This window comes from Geomonas agri (assembly GCF_020179605.1).
Taxonomy (GTDB): Bacteria; Desulfobacterota; Desulfuromonadia; order Geobacterales; family Geobacteraceae; genus Geomonas; species Geomonas agri.
The window spans coordinates 1,707,435-1,730,195 of the sequence record NZ_JAINZO010000001.1 but is presented as its reverse complement, the minus strand read 5'-3'; the positions used below and the strand labels follow the sequence as shown (position 1 = coordinate 1,730,195).

The window sequence follows — 22,761 nt, the reverse complement described above, 5'->3', positions numbered from 1 at the left end:
GCTGGATGATCGAAAAGAAAAAAGTCTTTTGGTTCATACTGCTAAGGCTGTTGGTGGTATCGGTCTTCCTGGTTACCACCGTTTACCTCGACATACACACCTATGACGTAAGTGGCGAGGTCGCCAGCAAAGTCCTTATCCGGCTGATCGGCGCCACTTACCTCTTTTCGCTTTTGTCGCTAGTGGCGCTGCGCCAGGCGTCCTCCAAGACCACCCGTACCCTGACCCACCTCCAGATCGTCTGGGATCTGATCCTGGTCACCGTTTTGATCCTGGTTTCGGGCGGGGTCACCTCCCATTACGCGTTTCTCTACTTTCTGTCGATAATCAGCGCCAGTGTGCTGTTGGCCCGTTCCCAGGCCTACTACACCGCGTCGTTGTGTGTCATTCTCTACGGCACCATCCTCGATTTCCAGTATTACGGCAAGCTGGTTCCCCTCGGGCTTTCCTCTCACCCCGCCCAGCAGTGGGGCGCCGAGTACCTGTTCTACCTGATCTTCCTCCACTGTTCCGCCTTCTTCCTGACCGCGTTCCTCGCCGGCCACCTCGCCGAGCGTGCCCGGATCTCCGAGAGCGCACTGCAGGAAAAGGTGATCGATTACGAGGAACTGGAGCGCCTGAATAGCTGCATCGTTTCCACCATCGACAGCGGTCTTTTGACCATTAACGCTGCGGGCAGGATCCGCGTTTTCAACCGTTACGCTGAGATGCTCACCGGGATCTCCCAGCAGGACGCCTATGACCGCTTGGTTACCGAGGTGCTTCCCGGTTGCGCTGGGTTCGAAGCCACCTTCTTTGAATCCGGGCAAGGCGAGTTCCAACATGTCGGTGTGGACGGTAAAGAGCTACTGCTGTCGTACAAGTCGGTTCCACTGCTGGACAAGGATGGCGCTACGGTGGGGGCGATTTTCGACCTCCATGACCTGACCGACATCAAGCGGATGGCCACCGAGTTGAAACGTGCCGACCGTTTGGCGGCGCTGGGCGAGCTTTCCGCGCGCATGGCGCACGAGATACGCAACCCGCTGGCAGCCATCAGCGGATCTGTGCAACTGGTCGCCTTGCGGCCCTGGGTGGATGAGAAGGATGAACGGTTGTTCTCGATTATCGTTCGGGAAACCGATCGCCTGGACGGCTTGCTGCGTGATTTCCTGGTCTACGCCAAACCTGCTACCCCCACCAAGGTGCAGCTTAACCTGCACAAGGTGATCACGGACCTCTGTGCGCTGCTGGATACGGATCCGCGCCTGGAGCAGGTCGCCATACAGAACCAGCTTCCCGCTGACTTGGCGGTGCAGTTCGATAAGGACCAATGCTCCCAGGTTTTCTGGAACCTCCTGGTCAACTCCGCGGAAGCCATCGAGGGAGAAGGAGTGATCTCGATTGATGGCGCCCGAGTCAACTGCAAAGGGCACAACGAGGTGCACATTCGGGTCAGAGACAACGGCTCCGGGATGAGTCAGGACGCAGTTAAGCAGGTTTTCGAGCCCTTCTTCACCACCAAGAGGGGGGGCACCGGGCTCGGGCTTGCCACGGTGTACCGCATCGTGGAAACAAATGGCGGCAGGATGTCCATCAACAGCACCTTGGGCAAGGGAACTACGGTGACCCTGCATCTGCCGGCTTAAAAAGCGGGGCAGGGACTGGGGCCGGGGTACTGGCCGGGGCCGCTGGCTCCACTTTTTCACAGAGATTACTGAGCGAGGTTTTTTACGTGCGTGCCAGAATTTTGGTTGTCGATGATGAGCTGAGCATGCGGGAGTTCCTCTCCATCCTGCTGGATGGAGAGGGGTACCTGGTGGACCAGGCTGAAAGTGCGGAGCACGCGCTTTCCTGCATGGCCGATCAGCGTTATGACATGGTGATCTCCGACGTCAGCATGCCGGGACTGAACGGCATTGAGCTGCTTACGCGGGTCAAAGCCGAGTCCCCGGACACGGCGGTGCTGCTGATCACCGCCTTCACCACCGCTGAACAGGCGGTGGAGGCGATGAAGCTTGGGGCCTACGACTACATCGGCAAACCCTTCAAAGTCGAAGAGGTGAAGGTTCTGGTGCGGAAGGCCCTGGAAAAGCAAAGGCTTGTGCAGGAGAACATCCGACTGAAGGCTGAAGTGCAGGAACGCTTCAGCTTCTCTGGGCTCATCGGCAAGAGCAAGCAGATGCGCGACGTCTACGATCTCATCGCCAAGGTCGCCGACAGCACGGCCAACGTCCTTATCGCCGGAGAGAGCGGCACCGGCAAGGAACTGGCGGCGAGGGCCATCCATTACAATTCCCCGCGCAAATCAGCCTCCTTTGTGGCGGTGAACTGCGGCGCGATTCCCGAAACCCTCATCGAGAGCGAGCTGTTTGGCCACACCAAGGGGGCCTTCACCGGCGCCATCGCGGATCGCCCCGGTCTTTTCGAACAGGCAGAGGGGGGCACCCTGTTTCTGGACGAGATAGGTGAGGTCCCTTTGCTGTTGCAGGCGAAGCTTTTGCGTGTACTGCAGGAACGGGAATTCCGTAGAGTCGGGGGCGCCGCTTCGCTCAAAGCCGACGTGCGCATCGTCGCGGCATCGAACCGTAACCTCGAGGAGCAGGTCCGCGAGGGGAGCTTTCGTGAAGACCTCTTCTACCGCCTCAACGTGGTCCAGATTCGTATGCCCTCCCTCAAGGAGAGAAGCGAGGACATCCCGGCGCTGGTCGAGCATTTTTACAAGAAGTACTCCATCTGGTCGGGCACCGGCGACATCATCACCCCTGATGCCATGCGCGTTCTCTTCAACTACCCCTTCCCTGGCAACGTGCGCGAGCTCGAGAACCTGGTGGAGCGCTGCGTCGTGCTCGGCAGCAGGGTGATCGCCCTCGACTGCCTCCCGCCCGCCGTGCGCGAGCACAGGATCTCCTCCCCAGCACCGGACGGGATAGGCATCCCGGAGGAGGGGATGGACCTGCAGGCTTATTTGGACAACCTGGAACAGAAGCTCTTGGTGCAGGCACTGGATAAGTGTGGAGGAGTGAAGAAGCGTGCGGCAGCCTTGCTCGGCATGACCTTCCGTTCCTTCCGCTACCGCCTGGCAAAGTTCGGCATGGATGAAGAGTGACTGACAAAAAACGTCACCATCTGGTTGCCAAAATTGTCGCTGTGACGTTTTTGGGCTTTTGTATCCGATCCGGCTGTTGATGCAAAGTCTTTCTATTTACTCTGTTTATCTCTTTTTCTTGGTTTTGGCCTACATGTTGCTCTCTAGAGCACGTCTTGCGGTACCGATGATCTACCCAGATCTATCAATCGGCAATCCATCAACGAAAAGGAGAAACAAATGTTAAACAAAATCAGAAGCAACAAAGGCTTCACCCTGATCGAGCTCTTGATCGTCGTCGCGATCATCGGCATCCTGGCCGCCATCGCGATTCCGCAGTTCTCCGCTTACCGCGAGAAGGCCTTCAACGCTGCTTCCAACTCCGACCTGAAGAACTGGAAAACCGGACAGGAAGCGTACTATGCTGACGTGCAGACCTACCCGGCATACTACGAATACAACTAATACCAATAACCAGATCTGCTAATCGGAGGATAAAATGAAAAAGGTTCTCGCCTTAACGCTGCTCTCGCTTTCGTTCGCTTCGTCATACGCTTTCGCCGGCCAGGGTACTGCCGGCACCGTTCTCGGCAGCCATGCCGTAACCGGTCCCGCCGTTTCTATCTATGGCGGCAACACCCAGCAGAATGCTACCGACGCTAAAAGCCCGCTGATCAAGCTGTCTTCCAAAGTAAGCGCTATCGTCAACTATGACACCACCAACCAGGGTACCGGTCAGAGCTCCAGCTACGCGATCGGCACCAAGCATGTAGACGGCTCGAAGGTATTCGGCACCGCGAACGATTCGACCACCATCTACTTCAAGCAAAATGCCAGCGGGACCATCCTTGATCCGGCTGTTTTCGGCACTCTCTTGAACAACTCCAACTTCATCACCACCGGTTGGACTGCCTACTAAGCCGAACTGGTACCGATTGGATTCACGGAGAACGGGATGCTTCGGCATCCCGTTTTCTATCGTAGACCGGATTTTTTTGTCCGCCTGTGGCTCACTATCCCTTTTTAAAATGAGGAGCGCTGATAAGCGGTATGCTCAACACAGTTGCTGTTAACCTGCGTGCGATCTTTCGGGACAGGGTTTTTCACGGCATTGTAGTCGTTGCCCTGTTGTTCGTGCTAATCCCTTCGGTCAGCTCACTTTCCATGCGGCAAGTGACTGAGCTCTCGATTACCTTGTCGCTTTCTCTGCTTTCTGTAATTCTTCTCCTGCTGTCAGTCTCCCTGGGCGCTACCTCGCTGTGGAAGGATATCGAGCGGCGTTATACCTACAGCGTACTCAGTCTTCCGCTCAGTCGCAGTGCCTACCTCGTGGGTAAATTCGTAGCGGTTGCCCTGTTTTTGCTCCTGGCGACGCTCGTGCTTGGCACGGTCGCGTGCTGCATGATCTGGCTCGCCTCGGGAATTTATCCTGCTGATCGACCTATCGTCTGGATTAATCTGGTTTTGTGTATTGGGGCCGATCTGTTGAAATACGTCATGCTGGTCGCCTACGCCTTTTTGTTTTCCACGGTCAGTACCTCGTTTTTTCTCCCCATTTTTGGCACCATTTCCGTGTTTCTTGCCGGAAACGCCTCTCAGCAGGCCTACGACTATGTCCATTCTCCACTGGCCAAGACGTTGTCTCCAGTGGTTAAACAGGCGGCCTCGTTTCTCTACTACCTGCTGCCCAATTTCAGCGCCTTCAACCTCAGGATCAACGCCATTTACGGGATTCCCCTGTCGATGAAAGCCGTGGCCCTTCCTGTCATGTACTTCTGCATCTACACGACCCTGCTGGTGATCTTGGCAACGGTTATTTTCACCCGACGCGAGATGAAATGATGCCCAAAACGGTGCGGAAACTTTTTCTTGTTGTCCCCATGCTCCTGGCGGGCTATTTGGTTGTCGTCTTCGCTCTTGCCGATTACATGAGAAGCAAGCCATTCGTGGAAAAACTCGGGTATGTACCGAGCGTCAACACCATGAAGGTCATGTCGGCCGATCACCGGGAAACAGTCGGGGCCTTATTGATGCTGAAGGTCCTGATGTATTACGGCGGGCTGGTGGAGAAGGCAAACAACGAACTGGAGATGCCGGTTGATTACCCCGCCATGTCGCGCACCATCGATGCGAGCCTGAAGCTGGACCCCTACAACATGGATGGCTACTATTTCGCCCAGGCCATTCTCACCTGGAACGTAGGGCAGGTCGCTCTTGCCAACATGTTCTTGGAGCGCGGCATGGAATATCGTGACTGGGACTGGCAGCTTCCCTACTTTGTCGGATTCAACTATGCCTATTTCCTGAAGGACTATGGACGTGCCGCCAAATACTACCGCCGTGCGGCGGACCTGAGCGGCAATAACATGTTTATCAATTTGGCTGGTCGTTACATGCAGCGTTCCGGCAGTACCGAAATGGCCATTGTCTACCTCGGCAACATGGCGAGAAACTCGCGTGACCAGGGCGTGAAAAAGTCGCTCCTTATCCGCCAGTCAGCCTTCATCAGGGTGCTGGAGCTGGAAAAGGCGCGCGATGCTTTTGTAAAGCAGCGCGGTGTACTGCCCGCATCACTGGAGATCTTGGTGCGTGAGGGCTTTTTGCGTGCGCTTCCCAGGGATCCGTATGGCGGGAAATTCATCCTGCAAAGTGATGGCAGCATCAGCTCTACGAGCGGTTTCTCTTTCTCCGGTGTGAAAAAATGAGTCGAGGTCCGAGGCGGAAATGCACGCGATAGAATTCAACGAATTAAACAAGGTATTCCAGGGGAAAAAGAAGGTCACCGTCAACGCATTGAAATCCCTGTCACTGCAGGTTGACCAGGGCGAGGTGTTCGGCTTTCTCGGTCCCAACGGTGCTGGCAAAAGCACTTCGATCAAGATTTTGCTGGGCCTTATCCGCAGCACCTCCGGCTCCGCTCGGATCATGGGGGTCGACGTCACCGAGAAATCTTCCCGTTCCGAGGTGGGCTTTCTCCCCGAGAATCCCTCTTTTTATGATTTTCTCACCGGCGAAGAGTACTTGCGCTTTGTCGGCAAGAGCTTCAAAATGTCCCCGGCCGAAATTTCCACCAGAAGTGGCGAAGTCCTGGAGCGTCTCGATCTTTTGGAGGCCCGCAAACGCCCGATCCGTAGCTACAGCAAGGGGATGGTGCAGCGGCTGGGTCTGGCCCAGACGCTGATACATGATCCAGCGGTATATGTTCTCGACGAGCCGATGAGCGGCCTGGACCCGATCGGTCGGGCGCTGGTGAAGGATATCATCCGCGAGCTCAAAGAGCGCGGCAAGACCGTCTTTTTCAGCACACATATCACTGCTGACGTGGAAGCCGTGTGCGACCGGGTCGGCGTCATCAACAAAGGCGTCCTTCTCGCCGTCGATACTGTGTCCGGCATCCTCGAGCGTGGAGTCGAGGGGTACACCGTGCGACTCCTCAATCCTGACGGCACAACCGAGGAGCGAGTTGTGGCCAAAGCCGATCTGCAGGATTTCATCGAGAGGTCGATAGAGCAGCGGTGCTCCATCGAACGGGTGGAGCCCAAAAGGAAGGACATGGAAGCATTTTTTCTGGAAATGGTGTCATCAAAGCAGACCTCGGGATGAAACTCAAACCCTGCTATCAGATACTTCTTCTGGCGGCTGTCGTCCTTTGTGTCTATTACCCGGCACTCTCTGCTGGTACATGTTCAGTCGACGACCCGCGCATCATCGCAGCCTACGACCCCGGCGCGGGCAAGACATTAACAGGTTTGTTCCGTCCCGGCGGAAGTTACTACTACAGGCCCCTGGTAGAACTGTCCTATTACCTGGACAACCTTCTCTGGAGCATGCATCCCCGATTCATGCATCTGGAAAACATCCTGTTCCATGCACTGAGCACCGTGCTGTTGTTCCTGATCGGTAGGCAACTGGCAGGTGCCTGGTCCATCAAAGCACCGTGTTTTCCGCTGGCTGCTGCCATTCTTTTCGCCGTTCATCCCGTCAACGCAGAACCTGTAACATGGATCGCCGGCCGTACCGACCCCTTGGCTGCGGTTTTTGTCCTCGCCGCGCTCTGGTGTCTGTTGCGGTGCCTCAGCACGGACCGGCTTCCCTTTCTTTACGCGGCCTTGCTGCTGTTCGTTTTGGGGGTGCTGGCCAAGGAGATCGCGATTTGTTTCTTGCCGGCCGCGATGCTGCTGACCTTCTACTGGCCGTCCCCTGCCCGGTACAGGCGGACCGCTATTGTCGTTTTGGCTGGAGTTGCCGCCTGCTGCATGTTACTGCTGGTTACCTTCGCCGCGCTTAGCCCGACTCTCAGCGCCAGCAACTTGCTGAGCAACCAGGGCGGTGGAGCGCTCACGGCTTTGCAAACCGTCACCTCGGCACTGGGCTTCTATCTGAAAAAACTGCTGATGCCGCTTCCCCTCAATTTTGCTATCGATACCGTCTCAGTGCTCTATCTGGTACCCGCCATCCTCTCATTACTGCTGTTGCCGTTCTGGCTGAAGACGCGTAGCATGGCCGCCGTGCTTGCCGCAGCTTGCGTCATCTTTTTGCTCCCCGCCCTTGCGGTCTCGCTGGGCCATGTCGCATGGACTCCGTTTGCCGAGCGCTACCTTTATCTTCCCTCGGCGTTCATGTGCCTGGGGGTTGCCGGCCAGGCCTCGGTTTTTCTGGAGAAGGCCAATCGGCAGCAGTGGTTGCTGCCCACGGTCGTTGCCATCGCTGTCGTCGCGGGCACTTTGACGGTGCAGCGCACCTTGGTATGGCAGGACAACCTTACTCTTTTCCGGGACACGGTGCGTAAGTCCCCTGGCTTTGCAGGAGCACACCTCGAGCTCGGCGTCGCTCTTTTATTAAAGGGAGAACTGCAGCAGGGGCGCAGCGAAATCGAGACGGCCGAACGGCTGAACCATCGGGCATCGATCGCTGACCTCATCAAGAAAGACCTGATGTCGGTGCGGCTTGATGTGGGAGATTATCAGGGCGCACGGGACTATTTTTACCGCAATTTTTCCCTCAAGGAGCAGGCCGGCCCGGAATTCCTGCAGCTGCTGGCCAAGGCCGATGACAGCCTTGCCCGGCAGGCCGCCGACGCCGCGGTCAGGGACGCAATTTACCGCGACCTGATCGATACCTACCGGTTGATGTACCTGAAGACGCATGATCCCTTCAACCTCTACCAGAGCGGTAAGGTGGCGCAAAAGCGCGGCGATGTTGCCGGGGCCATGTCCTACTTCCGCCAGGCGGTGCGGGAAGCCTCTGCCGATACGCACTACCGTGCGGCAGCGGCGAAAATGCTGCAAAAGCTGGAGGTCGGACAGTGATGAGGGCTTATCTCACCTTGCTGCGTCCCGCTCAGTGGTTGAAAAACCTGATGCTTTTCTTCCCTCCTTTTCTGGGCGGTCAAATTTTGTCACCAGCACAGACAGCCACGGGGATCACTGCTTTTTCCGCATTTTGCCTCGTTTCCAGCGCTGGATACCTCGTCAACGACATACGGGACCGGGCACGTGACGCGTGCCACCCCACCAAGAACAAGCGACCTCTGGCAACCGGTGAGGTGAGTGTCAGTCGCGCCGCTTTGCTTGCGCTGGCATTTTTTATCGGCGGCCTTGCGTTAGGGAGCCGGGTCAACCTGGCTTTCATCGCGCTGCTGTCCGCTTATGTCATGGTCACCTTGTCCTATTCCATGATCCTCAAGTCCTTCGCACTGGTTGATCTCTTTTGCATCTCGGCCGGTTTCCTGCTACGTCTTCAGGCCGGCGGCGAAGTCTTCCATATCGTCATTTCCCCCTGGCTCTTTATGAGTGTGTTTTTGCTGTCGATCTTTCTCAGCACGGGGAAGCGGCTTTGTGAACACCGGTTGCTGGGTGACGGCGCCTGCGGCCATCGGGAGAACCTGGCCCACTATCCGGCGGGTTTCCTGGAAGGGATGATGTATATGACCGGCGGAGCAGTGCTCGTCACCTATGCCATGTACACCATCAACAGGCACACCCTGATATACAGCGTTCCCCTGTGCTGCTTTGGCCTCTTGCGCTACATGTTCCGGGTGCAGTCGGGGCAAAATGGTGACCCCACCGAATCGCTTTTGAAGGATCCGACGCTCTTCGCCGTTGGCATCGTCTGGGTTGCCCTGGTTGCGTGGAGCATCTACTGGTGAACCGGGTCTACGTCGTTGTTGTCAACTGGAACGGCTGGCGGGACACCCTGGAGTGCCTGGAAAGCCTGCGCGCACTCAGCTACTCCCCCTTGAGCGTCATAGTCTGTGACAACGGCTCGACGGACGATTCGCTGCATCGCCTTCGTGACTGGGTTGATGACCACGACATCGACTGCGCAGAGTACAGTGCCGCCGAGGCGGAGTGCGGCGGCATTGCGGGGCTGGACCCCTGGCTTGTGTTGGTGCGAAACGGAGCGAATTTGGGCTTCGCCGGCGGCAACAATGTTGCGTTGCGCTACGCCCTCTCCCGGGACGATTTCTCCTACGCCTGGCTGCTCAACAACGACACGGTTGTCGATCCCGATGCGCTTGCACACCTGGTGCGGCGCATGGAGGAACAGCCCTCCATCGGCATGTGCGGCTCGACCATCCGCTACTACGAGGACCGGGACAAGGTGCAGGCACTGGGTGGGGGGCATTACTGCCGCTTCGTCGGCCTTCCCTGGCACTACGGCCGATTCTGGGGAGGGCGCACCGAGCGGGGCAGAGCGGAGCGGTGGATGAACTACGTGGAAGGTGCGTCCCTCATGGTCTCCCGACGCTTTCTCAAGGAGGTGGGGCTCATGTCCGAGGACTACTTCCTCTACTTCGAGGAGGCGGACTGGGCGGAGCGGGCGAAGGGACGCTTCGAGCTCGGCTTTGCGCCGCGGAGCCTTGTCTATCACAAGGTGGGCCGCAGCATTGGCACCAGCAGCAACCCGCGCCGCAAGAGCTACACCTGCGACTTCTACAACGTGCGCAACCGCATCCTGTTCACCCGGCGCTACTATCCCTACGCGCTGCCGACCGTCTACCTGGTGCTGGTCGGGGGACTGCTGCTGCGCATACTGCTGGGACGCTTCGATCACGCTGCCATGGTGCTGCGGCTCATCCTGGGCAGGGCGAAGCGATGAGCAAGGAGCCGCGCATCTCCATCGTGACCGTGGTGCGTAACGCCGCGAGCGAGCTCGAAGATACCATCCTCAGCGTGCTGGAGCAAAAGCGCACCAGAGCCATAGACTACCTCATTATCGATGGTGGCTCCACCGACGGTACGCTGCAGGTCATCAAGAGGTACGCAGACCGGTTGCATTACTGGGTGAGCGAACCGGATCGCGGCACGTACGACGCCATGAACAAGGGGTGGCGTGCTGCAGACCCCGAGAGCTCCATCCTCTTTCTCGGCGCGGGGGACCGGGTGATCTCCCTGCCGGAGCGTCTTGATGCCTACGCCCCCGGCGATGTTCTCTACGGTGCGGTGCAGATGGGGCCGGGGCGGGTCTTTCACCCGAGAGCCGACTGGCACTTGAGGCTCTACAACACCCTGCACCACCAGGCGCTCCTCGTGCCCAAGCGGCTGCACCCCGAGCCACCATTTGACTGCCGTTACCCGGTGTACGCCGACTTCGATTTCAATCAGAGAATGAAAAAAGACGGGGTCAATTTTGTCTTCTGTCCACAGTTGATCGGCTATGCCAGCCCGGGCGGGGTGAGCGATCGCCCACGTTTCACCGAAACTTTGCGGATTGTGAGGGCAAATTTCGGTTTTTGCTGGGCGGCACTGGCCATTTCAGGTTATTATGCCACGAGGATTTTGCCGCTAATGAAGAAGCTGCGTCCCATACGCGGCGTTTAACACCACAAAGAGGCCATGGCCATAGAAGAAACCTCACAACCTGACCTATTACTCATCGAGCCTGACGCACCGGCGCTGCATTACTGGCGTGACCTCTGGAGGTACCGGGAACTGCTCTGGTTCCTGGTCTGGCGCGACGTGATGGTCCGCTACAAGCAGACCGCCATCGGAGTGATCTGGACCGTGCTGCGTCCCCTGCTGGCCATGGCTGCCTTCACCGTTGTCTTCGGCGTCCTCGCCAAGATGCCTTCAGGGGACGTCCCTTATCCGTTGCTGGTGTTCGCCGGGCTGCTCCCGTGGACCTTCTTCGCCAATGCCCTCTCCGAGAGTTCCGGTTCCCTGGTGGGTAACGCCAACCTGCTCACCAAGGTCTATTTCCCGCGCCTGATCGTGCCCTTGGGGAGCATCCTGGCTAGTGTCGTCGACCTCGTCGTCTCGCTAGCTCTCATGGGAGGACTGATGCTCTGGTATGGCTTCCTGCCCGGCTGGCGCCTCGCCGCGCTACCGTTGTTCCTGCTTCTTTGCTCCCTGTTCCTTTGCGGGGCGGGACTTTGGTTCGCCGCGCTCAACGTAAAGTACCGCGACTTCCGCTACCTAGTTCCCTTCCTGCTCCAGTTCGGACTCTACGTCTCGCCTGTTGGATTTTCCAGCGCCGTGGTGCCCGAATCCTGGCGCCTTCTGTATTCGCTCAACCCCATGGTCGGCGTCATCGATGGCTTCCGGTGGGCGCTCCTTGGAGGGCGGGGCGAGGTCTTTTGGCCCGGGGTTGCGCTCTCCACGCTTCTCTCCCTGCTCCTTCTCGTCAGCGGGGTGTGGTTCTTCCGCAGGACCGAGCGCATTCTGGCGGACGTGATATGACGGCTCCCGTGATCACCGTGGAAAATCTAGGCAAGAAGTACCTTGTCTCGCATGGTCAGAGGGAGCAGTACCTAGCCCTGCGCGACGTGATTGCCGGCGGCTTTGCCTCCGTGTTCAGGCGCCTTGGCAATTTTCCTGGTGCGGCGCCTTGCCAAGAGGAGTTCTGGGCTCTCAGGGATGTCTCGTTCAAGGTGGAGCCGGGCGAGCGCATCGGCATAATCGGCCGCAACGGAGCTGGGAAATCGACCCTGCTCAAGGTGCTAAGCCGCATCACGCAGCCTACCATGGGGGCGATCCGCATCAGGGGCAGGGTGGCGAGCCTTCTGGAAGTCGGCACCGGCTTCCACCCCGAATTGAGCGGTCGCGAGAACATCTTCCTGAACGGGGCCATTCTTGGGATGCGGAGCGCAGAGATTAAGCGCAAGTTCGACGAGATCGTCGACTTCGCCGAGATCGAACGTTTCCTTGACACTCCGGTCAAGCGTTACTCCTCGGGAATGTACGTGCGGTTAGCCTTCGCAGTGGCCGCCCACCTGGAGCCGGAGATCCTAGTGGTGGATGAGGTACTCGCTGTCGGTGACGCTCAGTTCCAGAAGAAGTGCCTCGGCAAGATGGAGGCTGTGGGGCGTGACGGGCGGACTATCCTGTTCGTCAGCCACAACATGGGGCTGGTCCAACAGCTCTGCAACAAGGGGCTCTTCATCGAGAAGGGTAAGATCGCTTGTTTCGGGACTACGGCAGATGCCGTGCAGAATTACCTCGCCATGGGGCTCGACGCGCACTCCAGCCAAGTCGATCTTTCCCGGCATCCCAACCGTCTTTCCGGAATGAGACCGGTCATGCGGCAGATCTCGCTTTGCGACGGCTGCGGCTTGCCGACCAACGAGTTCAGCCAGAATGACACCATCAGGTTCCGGATCTGCTATGATGCCGGGGACGTGGCGCTGGCTGGGGCCGGTTTTATCATACACACCCAGGATGGGATCCGGGTGGCATCTGGAAATACCTACATGGCGTTCCAGCCCCCGCACAGGATCCCCGGACGCGGTGCCGTCGCTTTTTCGCTGCTAGCCCGGCAGTTCACCCCCGGCTCCTACACCCTCACCGTGTCGCTCGGTTCCCACCAGGGAGCCTTGGAGGACAAGGTGGAGCATTGCTTGGGGTTCAAGATCAGCCAGGCCGACATTTACGGGACCGGCTATCTGCTGACCAAGGAGGACGGGGTGGCCTCTCTTGTCTTCCAGGCTGACCTGGAGGAGACGGGCGCGTCGAGAGGAGCGGCCGTATGATGTCCTCCCCCTCTTCGGGCGGCGTCGGTCAGGCCGGGGGGGGGCTCCCCTTGCGCCGGCTGCTCAAGGGTATGCTTTTGCCCCTTCTGGACCGCGTCGGACTCAGCCGGGCGCAGCTCGACCGTCGACTGGCGGTGAGGCGCATCGACAAAGAAGTTGCCGCCAGGGTCCATGCAGTTCATTTTCCAGTTGCCGAAGCGGACCGGGCACTTCAGACAGCCCGAGACAGGGTCGTGGCGTTCGTGAAACGACACCAGGTCGGTGAATTTAGCTATCTCTACGCCCTCAGCACCACGCGGCCCACACTCTACTCCTCGGTGTACGCCTGCCTCACCCTGTCCCTGATTTCAAAGCTCGAAGAGCCCACAGTGGACAGGAAACGCTGGGCCGCCTACTTCGACTCCTTCCAGTCGGCCGAGGACGGGCTGTTTTACGACCCCGTGGTGCACAACGGGTTGTACGGCGATACCGACTGGTGGGGGGCGCGGCATCTTGCTCTGCACATGATCAGCGCCTACACGGACCTGGGCGCTAAGCCCCGGTACCCTTTCAGTTTCCTCGAGCCCTACTGTGACCTGAAACGGCTGAGGGCGTGGCTGGACCGGTCGGACTGGGATGCGTCCTTTGCCCATGAAGACGACGTCGACAACAAGATCATGAACATCGGCTCTCTGCTGCAGTACCAGCGCGACACCTGGGGCGATGGCCGTGCTGAGGAGGCTGTTCGCTATCTGCAACACTACCTTAAGGAACGGGTCAACCCGGAGACCGGCATGTGGGGTAGGTGGGAGACCGACGATCCCGTGCAGCGCTCCCGGATGGTCCAATTCGCCTATCACCTGTACCCGCTGTTTTTCTACGACAGCCAGAGCGTGGAGCATCCTGGCGCCATCGTGGACCAAGTCCTCAAGACGCAGAGCCCGCTGGGCGGTTTCGGTGTGCCGGCCAACTCCAGCGCCTGTGAGGATATTGATTCGATTTACATCCTTTGCCGCCTGGCCCCGGTGCTTCCCGAGAGGAGGGCGGAGATTGACGAGGCGCTGGGCCGCGCCCTGAAGTGGGTAATCTGCAACCAAGTCGAGGACGACGGTTTCGTCTTCAGGCTTTGCGAAACGATGACCTATGGTCATCAGGAAATGTCGAGCGGCGTGAACCAAGGCGCCATGTTTCCCACTTGGTTCAGAACCCTATCCCTGGCCTATTTGGCTCGGCACTTCTCATGCGGGGGGTTCCATATCACCCCGGCTCCCGGGCTGGAGAACTGACAGTATGATGGCGGACCTGAAGATTCAGCAACGCATACAGGAAGAGGAATACCTGTTCCCGTACCATTACATCGGGCAGTACCGGGACGGCACGTTCCGGCATTTTCTCCTCGATACCTGGGCGGTCAACTACTGCTCCACTATTGAGTACCTGATCGCTAAGATCGGTGAGGGGGGGCGGGCGGGTCGGATAGTCGATATCGGCTGCGGGGACGGTCGTTTCAGCCGTGAGCTTTCACTGGCCCTTCCCGGGTCCCGCGTCGTCGGTATCGATTACTCCAGCCGGGCCGTGGCCCTCGCTGCGGCCATGAATGCAGACGCCGCGAACCTCGAGTTCCTGTGCGAGGAGATCACCGGCGAGCATGGGCTGAAGCCCTTCGATGCGGCCGTGCTGATGGAGGTGCTGGAGCACATACCGCAAGACGCCGTTGCGGCATTCATAGCCTCGGTGAGGGGGCTGCTGAAGCGGTCAGGCGTCCTGTACCTTACGGTACCGCACCTGAACAAGCCGCTTGAGGAGAAACACTTCCAGCACTTCTGCGTCGAGTCGCTTTGCCGGCACCTTGAGCCGCACTTCGAGGTGGTGGAAACGGTACCTTTCGAGAGGATGAGCCCGCTCCGCGACCTGCTCTTATGGACACTGTCCAACCGGTTTTTCATTCTGAACCACCCCGGTCTTCTTTCCGCGCTGTACCGCTGGTACAAAAGTGTGCTTTTCCACTGCACCGGTGAAGAGGAGTGCCAGCGGATTTTCGTGAGGGCTGTAGCGAAGTAGGCGTTGTTGGTCCGCAGCCGGAGAGGCCGCTCAGGCTTATACACCTGCGACCATTTTTCTGGGGTTATATATGGACGTCGCAGTAATAATACCGACACATAACCGCACCGCTTATCTCTTGGAACTGCTGGCTGCGCTTGAGAACCAGACCTTGAACCCCACCCGGTTCCAGGTCGTCGTGGTCGACAACGGCTCTGATGGAGAATGCCGTCGGGCAGCTGCAGCGCTTAAGGGGTGCACGCCCTTCAGGTTCAGCTATCTGCACGAGCCGGTTCCCGGACTCCACAACGCTCGTCATGCAGGGATGAGGGCAGCGGAATGCGACCTGCTCGTGTTTGCAGACGACGACATCATCCCTTTCGATACCTGGCTCGAGGCGATATGCGAGGCATTCGCGAAGCCGGACGTTCGACTCGTCGGTGGGAAGAACCTTCCCTTGTGGGAAACGCCTCCCCCCCGCTGGCTGGAGAGGATGTGGAGCCGCCAAAAAGGGGATCGGATCCTTGGAGAACTGAGCATCCTGGACCTCGGTGAACTCGGGCGAGACATCGACGCCTCACTCGTTTGGGGCTGTAATTTCGCCGTGAGTAGAACTCTGCTTCAGGAAGCCGGGGGGTTCCATCCCGACGGGATGCCTTGGGAGCTGATCCACCTGCGGGGAGACGGTGAAACGCACGTCAGCAACTACATGTCCGAGAAGGGGTACCGTGCCTTCTACCATCCCGAGGCGAGCGTGCGACACCGAGTCCCGAAAGAGCGGATGACGCTGGCGTACTTCAAGAAAAGGGCCTACAGCCAAGGGATCTCCGACTCCTTCAGAGACTTGAGGATTAGCCGCGGCGTTCTTGCTGCGGCAGGATCTTCCCCTAAGCCGGGGGAGATACCGCGTTTGTGGGAAGCCGTCAGGAAAGCCCTGGGGGTGGGGGGGGGGCTGTCCGACAGGGCAAGGGTTGAAAAAGAGACAGCGGCAGCTTATCGGAAAGGCTATGGCTTCCACCAAGCGCTTTTCACAAAGGACGAGAAGATCCGAGAATGGGTTTTGAAAACCGACTACTTATGACGCGTGTTGAACATCGGCGATAGAATCAGGCGCCGTATAGGTGAATGTTCCTGCTGGCTCAGGTCCGCCCCGAAAAGGTACCGAACTGGAGCGTAACGAATACGAACTTGCGGCGCTAGGCTTCGAGGTAACCGGGCACCTCCCCTCGTCCGATGCCTTGCGGTCGCTGGGATGAGCTACCGGTTGCTTGCCTTGAGGAACAAGGCGGAGCTTGGTGAAGGTGTGTACTCACTTCATCATGGAAATCGTACAGTGAATCCATCCAAAGGACTACCTCATGATGATCGAAAGAATTGAAAACGAAGGTGAACTCCTGGCTATAGTGCTGAGACGGGATTACTCCTACCCCGGCATTAAATTCTTCACCCCGGACGATTTCTCGCAACAGCTCGCCTACATGAGGCACCCCGCCGGAAAGGTCATCGAGCCGCACGTCCACAACCGCGTGCAGCGCGAGGTGCACCTCACCCAGGAGGTTCTCGTGCTGAAGCGGGGGAGGCTCAGGGTGGATTTCTTCGACCAAGCCGCGAGGTACCTGAACAGCCGCATCCTCGAGGCGGGTGACGTGATCTTGCTGGCAGGGGGAGGGCACGGTTTCCAGGCTCTAGAGGAGATCGAGATGATAGAGGTGAAGCAGGGGCCCTATGCCGGGGAGTCCGACAAGACGCGGTTTAGGGGGGTTGATCCGGCCGATATCCTGGTCGTGGAGCACTCATGAAAAACAACGACTTCATCCCTGTGAACGAGCCTCTGTTGGACGGCAACGAGAAGAAGTACCTTTGCGAATGCATTGATTCCGGATGGATCTCTTCCGAGGGGCCCTTCGTCGCCGCTTTCGAGGAACGCTTCGCCGCCAAGGTCGGAAGGAGATACGGCATCGCCGTCACCAACGGGACCACCGCCTTGGAGGCTGCCGTCGCCGCGCTCGAACTTCCAGCCGGCAGCGAGGTGATCATCCCCACCTTTACCATCATCTCCTGCGCATCTGCAGTTGTCCGCGCCGGCCTTGTTCCCGTCGTGGTCGACTGCGATGCCGTAACCTGGAACATGGACGTCACGTCGATCGAGAAGCTGATCACCCCGCGGACATCCGCGGTGATGGCCGTGCACATATATGGCCTGCCAGTGGACATGAAGCCGCTTTTGGAGCTGGCCAGGAGATATTCGCTGCGCGTCATCGAGGACGCGGCGCAGGCGCACGGCCTAGTCTGCGACGGACGCCCCTGCGGCAGTTTCGGTGACCTGAGCACTTTCAGCTTCTATCCGAACAAGCTGGTGACCACCGGCGAAGGGGGGATGGTGCTCACGGACGATGCCGCGTTGGCCGAGCGCTGCCGGTCGCTGCGTAACCTTTGCTTTCAGCCGCGACAGCGTTTCGTTCACGAGGAACTGGGCTACAACTTCCGGATGACCAACATGCAGGCCGCTGTGGGACTGGCCCAACTGGAGCGCTTGGACGAGTTCGTCGCCAGGAAGCGGGAGATGGGGCGGCGTTACCAAGACCTGCTGGCCGACCTCCCCGGCCTGCAGCTGCCGCCGGAGAATACTCATTACGCCTCCAACGCCTACTGGGTCTACGGGGTGGTGCTGCGGGATGTGACCAGGGAGGACGCGGCACAGGTCATGACGCGCCTGGCCGAACGGCAGGTCCAGACACGGCCCTTCTTCTATCCCATGCACGAGCAGCCGGTCTTGCGCCGGATGGGGCTGTTCGAGGACGCTTGTTGTCCTGTAGCCGAAACCATTGCTCGCAGTGGTTTCTATCTCCCCAGCGGGCTTGCGCTGACCCTGGAACAGATGGAACGAGTGTCCCGAGCCGTGCACGAGGTACTGTCGTGAATCCCTTCGGTGCCTACTCCCGCTACTACGACCTTCTGTACCGCGACAAAGATTATCGCGGAGAAACAGAGTTCATACGCACCCTCTTGGGTCGGCACCGTCCTGGAACGGAGTCGATTCTCGAGCTTGGCTGCGGCACCGGCATACATGCGGCTCTGCTGGCAGGTGAAGGCTTCAATGTGCACGGCGTGGACCGCAGCGTCGAGATGCTTGAACAGGCCCAGATTAGAAAGAACGGTCTTCCAGCTGCGGCCTTGTCGCGTCTTCACTTTTCCCCTGGCGACCTGCGCACCTTCAGGTGCGGCGAAAAATTCGACGCGGTTCTCGCGCTGTTCCACGTTATGAGTTATCAAACGACCGACCACGATCTTTGCGCCGCCTTTGCCACAGCGAAGGCGCACCTGCGGGAGGGGGGGGTCTTCATCTTCGACTGCTGGTACGGCCCCGCTGTGCTACTGGAGTTACCGGAGACGAGGGTGAAACGGCTGGAGGACGAAGAGATCGAGGCGACCCGGATCGCCGAGCCGGTCCTGCATCTGAATCGCAACTGCGTCGATGTCCGCTATCAGGTCCTGATACGCGAGAGGTCTTCCAACCGGATAGAAACGCTCAACGAATCGCACATGATGCGCTACCTTTTCCTTCCTGAAATCGAAACTCTATTCAAAAGAGCCGGGATGCGGCTTGCTTTCTCCTGTGAGTGGATGACCGGCAAAGAGCCCGGTGGTGACACCTGGGGCGTTTGCTTTGGAGGGGTTCTGTGACCGGTCCCGCCACTGCGATGATCTGCTACCAGTACGCCTTCAAGATCTCACCGACGCTGAAGAACATCTGTTCCTACCTTCATGACGCAGAGGGAACCGCTGTCGATCTCTATGTGGAGAGCACCTACTGCCGGGAGGCTGAGCCCTGCCAGTGGGCCGGTGTGCGGGTAATCGACAGCGGGGCCGATCCGCTTTACAGGTACTTTGGGGGGCCGGTGCTGCGCATGGACCGGAGAAGGCAGTACCTACGCGTGCTGGAGAAAAACATCGGACGCTACCGGAGGTTCTTCGCCGTCGATTTTCAGGCCGTGCAGATGCTGTACGAGGTGGGAGCGGATCTCTCCCGCGTCGTCTTTCTTTCGCTGGAGAGCAGCGACTACATGTTCCGGTACGACAAGGCTCACGTCACCGAATTGCTGACCCGGTGTGCCGTGCGCGTCGTGCAAAGCAGGGAACGGGGTGACGATCTCAACAAGTACTTGTGCACTGAACTCCTTTTCGAGTACCTTCCGGTTTCCAGCCGTTATCAGCCGCTTCCGCCTGCGCCGCCGCCGGGGAAACTGCGCCTCCTGTACACCGGATACTTCGCCGAGTGGGCCTGTCTGACCGAGTTCCTGGAGGCCTACCGGAAATCCGGCGTGCACGAGCGCACGGCTTTACTGTTGCAGGGGCATGCACTTGGAACGGAGAACTACCTGGTACAGGTTGCGGAACTGGCTGCCGCCTTGCCTGATGCTGCCGTCGACAGCTCCTACTACACCGACGCGGCACATGCCAGCCTGATCGCGGGGTACGACGCCGGACTCGCTTTTTACCAGAACCTCACAGGGAGTTCCAACTTCGACAACCTGATCCTTTCGTCAGGAAAGATCGCAGCGTATCTCTGGAGCGGCCTCCCGGTTCTGACTAACATCCGTTGTGACCTCTCCGACCGTCCGCCCTTTGTGTACGTCGACTTGGAGGACCCCACAACACTGAAACGGGCGGTGGACCTGGTCGACAGGGAGAGGGACGCCTTCAGGCGGGCTGCCTACGAGATGGCGAACCGCGTCTACGATTTCGATCGCTACATGTCTGTGCTTCATGGAAAGATGCCTGGCCAGGCCACGGCAGGGAAGGTAACTTGAACCGTCGTGGCAAGGGGGACGACAAGGGGCTGCAGGCCGGCAGTTGGAACCAAGAATGCAAGCTTGGCCCTGGCCGGCCCGCTCTGGCGGCGCCTGGTGATTCTCCATGACTAATAGAGGCGAGGCTTGAGATGCAGCTTGAGTTGAAAAAGCGCGCATGCTTTATCCGCGATTTTTGCCGCTACCGAATTCTGGAGCGCGTCAATGGTGGGCGGTTCCCCGTGCTTTGGCAGGACCGATACCCCTGCCTCCACGACAATACCGGCACCACCGGCTTCGATCGCCACTACGTCTACCATCTCGCCTGGGCCGCCAGGGTACTAGCGCAAATCCGGCCGGAAGAGCATTACGACATCTCCTCGTCGCTCTACTTCGCCACCATGGTCTCCGCCTTCATCAAGGTGAGTTTCTTCGATTACCGCCCGGCCGAGCTGCAATTGTCGGGACTAACATCGAATCGCGCCGACCTGTTGAGCCTTCCCTTCGCCGACGCCAGTGTCCGGTCGCTCTCCTGCATGCACGTCGTCGAGCATGTAGGGCTTGGGCGCTACGGCGACCGGCTCGACCCGGAAGGGGACCTGAAGGCGGCGGCCGAACTGAAGAGGGTGCTGGCACCGGGAGGGGACCTTCTTTTCGTGGTCCCGATCGGGAAGCCCCGCATCGCTTTCAACGCACACCGGATCTATTCCTACGACCAGGTCGTCAGCTACTTCGGGGAACTGAACCTGCAGCAATTCGCACTCATCCCCGATGATGCCCAAGGCGGTGGCATCGTGACCGACGCCGCCAGGGAACTGGCCGACGCCCAGAACTACGGTTGCGGCTGCTTCTGGTTCCGAAAGGAGGGAGCGTGATCAGCGCCCAAGGGGGGCAGGGACTGCCTTGCTTCAGCTGCCGCGTGACGACGGGGCATGCCGCAAGCGTTGGCACATCAGGAAGGACGCCATGATCGTCGTGCGACTGGCTGGCGGGCTGGGGAACCAGATGTTCCAGTACGCTGCGGGGCGCCGCCTGGCGCAGCACCACAAGGTCGAGTTGAAGCTCGACCTCTCGGAGCTGGAAAACTGTCCTGCCGGCTGCACTCCCAGGACCTTCCAGCTCAACACCTTGAACATCTCGGCCGGCATCGCCTCGCCGGAAGAGATCGCCTCCACGTTTTGCCTGCAAGAAACCTTGTGGGGGCTGGCCTGGTCCAAGTTGCGCCAGGTGGTCGGGTTCCCCCGTGCCACCATGGTGACGGAACGGCATTTTCACTTTGACCCTCGGGTCCTGTCCGCCCCCCGACAGAGTTACCTCGTGGGGTACTGGCAGTCGGAGAAGTACTTCGACGAGGTCTCCGATGCGCTGCGCCGTGAGTTCACCTGCCGGGAGCCCCTTAGTGGCGAGAACCGGCGCGTGGCCGAGGCGATCGGCGCCTGCAACTCCGTTTCGGTCCACGTGCGTCGCGGCGACTACGTCACCAATCCGGCCAGCAGCGAGACCCACGGCGTCTGCGGGATGGACTACTACCACCCCTGCGTCGAGGAGCTTTGCCGCACGGTGCCTGAACCACACCTGTTCCTTTTCTCGGACGAGCCGGAATGGGTGGAGGCGCATTTCGCCACCGGGTTGCCAACGACCGTCGTCGGCCATAACGGCCCAGAACTGGCCCATGAAGATCTGCGCCTGATGAGCCTTTGCCGGCACAACATCATCGCCAACAGCTCCTTCAGCTGGTGGGGGGCGTGGCTGAACCAGAACCACGGAAAGATCGTGTTCGCACCGAAAAAGTGGCTGCGCGACGAGAGACATGACACCTCGGACGTGGTGCCCGCGGCGTGGCGCAAGCGTTAGTCAGAAAGGCAGGTACCGACCCTCTCATGCATCCCAAGTTCGTTCCGATTCTGCGCTGTCCGGTCACCGGTAGCGGGCTCAGCCTGTCCGTGGAGGAGTACGACGGCAAAGGCATGGTCCGTACCGGCGTCCTCACCGCCGCGGACGGGGTCACCCGCTATCCCGTCGTCAACGGCGTGCCCCGCTTCGTTAGCGCGCAGCGGTACTCCGGGAGTTTCGGCTACGAGTGGCGCCGCTGGCCTCGCGTGCAGTTCGAGGCTGACAACGCGGGGAGGCCGATGCAGGGACACACGGCGCGGATGTTCCGCAGCGTGACCGAGTGGGAGCCTGACCAGTTGAAAGGGAAGCTGGTGGTCGAGTTTGGTTGCGGCTCCGGCCGGTTCCTGGACCAGGTGAGGAGGTGCGGCGGAATCGCCGTGGGGATGGACATGAGTGCCGCCGTCGAGGCGGCGCGCGAGAACTTCAGCGCCGACAGCGACGTCCTGATCGTGCAGGGGGACATCCTCAATCCCCCCTTCCAACCCGGAAGTTTCGACCTTGCCTACAGCATCGGGGTGCTGCACCACACCCCCGATCCCGCCCAAGGTCTGGCGCGACTGGTGAGCATGGTGCGGCCGGGAGGGAAGCTCGCCTGCTGCGTCTATCCCAAGGGAGGGCTGTACGACCACCCGTCGGTGCACTTTCTCAGGAACCTGCATGCAAAGCTCGGCGAGCGCTTGGGTCGCCGCTTCGCCACCGGGGCGGCGCTCGCCTATTCCTACTGCTCCGCCGGCCTGCTTTACCACCTGCTGCGACTGGTGGGAAACGCGCCCCTGCTCGGTCCGCGCGCCGTTTTCGCCCTGGAGACGAGGTTCCTGGTAAACGTCCCGCTCCCGGACCTCCGCTGGCGGATCCTCGACGTCTTTGATGCCATCACCCCGCATTTCGCATCCACGCATACCGGCGAAGAGGTTAAGGGCTGGTTCGCCGCCGCCGGCTGCGGCGACATTAGGCAAACCGTCTGGTGCGCCACTTCCTTCGTTGCGGCGAGGCCGGCGTTGCCGGACGGGTCCGGGTAAGCC

Annotated in this window: 23 protein-coding genes; all 23 read left to right on the top strand. The window is 59.5% G+C overall.

All coding sequences use genetic code 11. From position 1 onward, the window contains the following. The first annotated feature begins 5 nt into the window (after positions 1-5). On the top strand, positions 6-1,628 hold the full coding sequence (locus K7R21_RS07455; RefSeq protein ID WP_224982640.1) for a two-component system sensor histidine kinase NtrB: 1,623 nt from the start codon (positions 6-8) through the stop codon (positions 1,626-1,628). An 86-nt stretch (positions 1,629-1,714) separates the two neighbouring features. Continuing rightward, positions 1,715-3,088: a sigma-54-dependent transcriptional regulator gene (locus K7R21_RS07450; protein ID WP_224982639.1), complete on the top strand. Its 1,374-nt coding sequence runs from the start codon at positions 1,715-1,717 to the stop codon at positions 3,086-3,088. A gap of 219 nt (positions 3,089-3,307) precedes the next feature. Continuing rightward, entirely contained in the window at positions 3,308-3,532 is a 225-nt protein-coding gene (locus K7R21_RS20680; RefSeq protein ID WP_263630533.1) for a type IV pilin protein, read from the top strand. A 34-nt stretch (positions 3,533-3,566) separates the two neighbouring features. After that, the gene (locus tag K7R21_RS07440) at positions 3,567-3,986 is read left to right on the top strand and encodes a hypothetical protein (protein WP_224982638.1); all 420 of its coding nucleotides are present in this window, start codon (positions 3,567-3,569) and stop codon (positions 3,984-3,986) included. Positions 3,987-4,117: 131 nt separating this feature from the next. Then, on the top strand, positions 4,118-4,909 hold the full coding sequence (locus K7R21_RS07435; RefSeq protein WP_224982637.1) for an ABC transporter permease subunit: 792 nt from the start codon (positions 4,118-4,120) through the stop codon (positions 4,907-4,909). Then, a complete protein-coding gene (locus K7R21_RS07430) occupies positions 4,906-5,772 on the top strand; it encodes a hypothetical protein (protein WP_224982636.1) in 867 nt (288 codons plus the stop codon). Before K7R21_RS07435 ends, K7R21_RS07430 begins: the two co-directional genes overlap by 4 nt. 19 nt (positions 5,773-5,791) lie before the next feature. Next, complete coding sequence (locus K7R21_RS07425) at positions 5,792-6,670, top strand: ABC transporter ATP-binding protein (RefSeq protein ID WP_224982635.1); 879 nt, start codon at positions 5,792-5,794, stop codon at positions 6,668-6,670. Beyond that, the gene (locus tag K7R21_RS07420) at positions 6,667-8,376 is read left to right on the top strand and encodes a hypothetical protein (RefSeq protein ID WP_224982634.1); all 1,710 of its coding nucleotides are present in this window, start codon (positions 6,667-6,669) and stop codon (positions 8,374-8,376) included. Before K7R21_RS07425 ends, K7R21_RS07420 begins: the two co-directional genes overlap by 4 nt. Further along, the gene (locus K7R21_RS07415; protein WP_224982633.1) at positions 8,376-9,215 is read left to right on the top strand and encodes a decaprenyl-phosphate phosphoribosyltransferase; all 840 of its coding nucleotides are present in this window, start codon (positions 8,376-8,378) and stop codon (positions 9,213-9,215) included. The genes K7R21_RS07420 and K7R21_RS07415 overlap by 1 nt, the downstream gene beginning before the upstream one ends. Beyond that, a complete protein-coding gene (locus K7R21_RS07410) occupies positions 9,197-10,168 on the top strand; it encodes a glycosyltransferase family 2 protein (RefSeq protein WP_224982632.1) in 972 nt (323 codons plus the stop codon). Before K7R21_RS07415 ends, K7R21_RS07410 begins: the two co-directional genes overlap by 19 nt. Continuing rightward, positions 10,165-10,890: a glycosyltransferase family 2 protein gene (locus tag K7R21_RS07405; protein WP_224982631.1), complete on the top strand. Its 726-nt coding sequence runs from the start codon at positions 10,165-10,167 to the stop codon at positions 10,888-10,890. The genes K7R21_RS07410 and K7R21_RS07405 overlap by 4 nt, the downstream gene beginning before the upstream one ends. Before the next feature lie 15 nt (positions 10,891-10,905). Further along, positions 10,906-11,748 carry an ABC transporter permease gene (locus K7R21_RS07400; protein ID WP_224982630.1) on the top strand — a complete coding sequence of 281 codons (843 nt, stop codon included), beginning with the start codon at positions 10,906-10,908 and terminating at the stop codon, positions 11,746-11,748. Next, positions 11,745-13,037, top strand: a complete 1,293-nt coding sequence (locus K7R21_RS07395; RefSeq protein ID WP_224982629.1) for an ABC transporter ATP-binding protein — start codon at positions 11,745-11,747, stop codon at positions 13,035-13,037. The genes K7R21_RS07400 and K7R21_RS07395 overlap by 4 nt, the downstream gene beginning before the upstream one ends. Further along, entirely contained in the window at positions 13,034-14,302 is a 1,269-nt protein-coding gene (locus tag K7R21_RS07390; protein WP_224982628.1) for a hypothetical protein, read from the top strand. Before K7R21_RS07395 ends, K7R21_RS07390 begins: the two co-directional genes overlap by 4 nt. Positions 14,303-14,306: 4 nt before the next feature. After that, positions 14,307-15,077 carry a class I SAM-dependent methyltransferase gene (locus tag K7R21_RS07385; RefSeq protein ID WP_224982627.1) on the top strand — a complete coding sequence of 257 codons (771 nt, stop codon included), beginning with the start codon at positions 14,307-14,309 and terminating at the stop codon, positions 15,075-15,077. A 70-nt stretch (positions 15,078-15,147) separates the two neighbouring features. Further along, positions 15,148-16,137: a glycosyltransferase gene (locus tag K7R21_RS07380; protein WP_224982626.1), complete on the top strand. Its 990-nt coding sequence runs from the start codon at positions 15,148-15,150 to the stop codon at positions 16,135-16,137. A gap of 277 nt (positions 16,138-16,414) precedes the next feature. Then, positions 16,415-16,855 (top strand): cupin domain-containing protein, encoded by a 441-nt coding sequence (locus K7R21_RS07375; RefSeq protein ID WP_224982625.1) that lies wholly within the window; start codon positions 16,415-16,417, stop codon positions 16,853-16,855. Continuing rightward, positions 16,852-17,976, top strand: a complete 1,125-nt coding sequence (locus K7R21_RS07370; RefSeq protein ID WP_224982624.1) for a DegT/DnrJ/EryC1/StrS family aminotransferase — start codon at positions 16,852-16,854, stop codon at positions 17,974-17,976. The genes K7R21_RS07375 and K7R21_RS07370 overlap by 4 nt, the downstream gene beginning before the upstream one ends. Then, on the top strand, positions 17,973-18,740 hold the full coding sequence (locus tag K7R21_RS07365) for a class I SAM-dependent DNA methyltransferase (RefSeq protein WP_224982623.1): 768 nt from the start codon (positions 17,973-17,975) through the stop codon (positions 18,738-18,740). Before K7R21_RS07370 ends, K7R21_RS07365 begins: the two co-directional genes overlap by 4 nt. Further along, complete coding sequence (locus K7R21_RS07360; RefSeq protein WP_224982622.1) at positions 18,737-19,867, top strand: glycosyltransferase family protein; 1,131 nt, start codon at positions 18,737-18,739, stop codon at positions 19,865-19,867. Before K7R21_RS07365 ends, K7R21_RS07360 begins: the two co-directional genes overlap by 4 nt. Positions 19,868-19,998: 131 nt before the next feature. Further along, complete coding sequence (locus tag K7R21_RS07355; RefSeq protein ID WP_224982621.1) at positions 19,999-20,721, top strand: DUF268 domain-containing protein; 723 nt, start codon at positions 19,999-20,001, stop codon at positions 20,719-20,721. Between the two features lie 28 nt (positions 20,722-20,749). Next, positions 20,750-21,700, top strand: coding sequence for an alpha-1,2-fucosyltransferase (locus tag K7R21_RS07350; RefSeq protein ID WP_224982620.1), 951 nt, complete (start codon positions 20,750-20,752; stop codon positions 21,698-21,700). Continuing rightward, on the top strand, positions 21,685-22,758 hold the full coding sequence (locus K7R21_RS07345) for a methyltransferase domain-containing protein (RefSeq protein ID WP_224982619.1): 1,074 nt from the start codon (positions 21,685-21,687) through the stop codon (positions 22,756-22,758). The genes K7R21_RS07350 and K7R21_RS07345 overlap by 16 nt, the downstream gene beginning before the upstream one ends. Positions 22,759-22,761 lie beyond the last annotated feature (3 nt).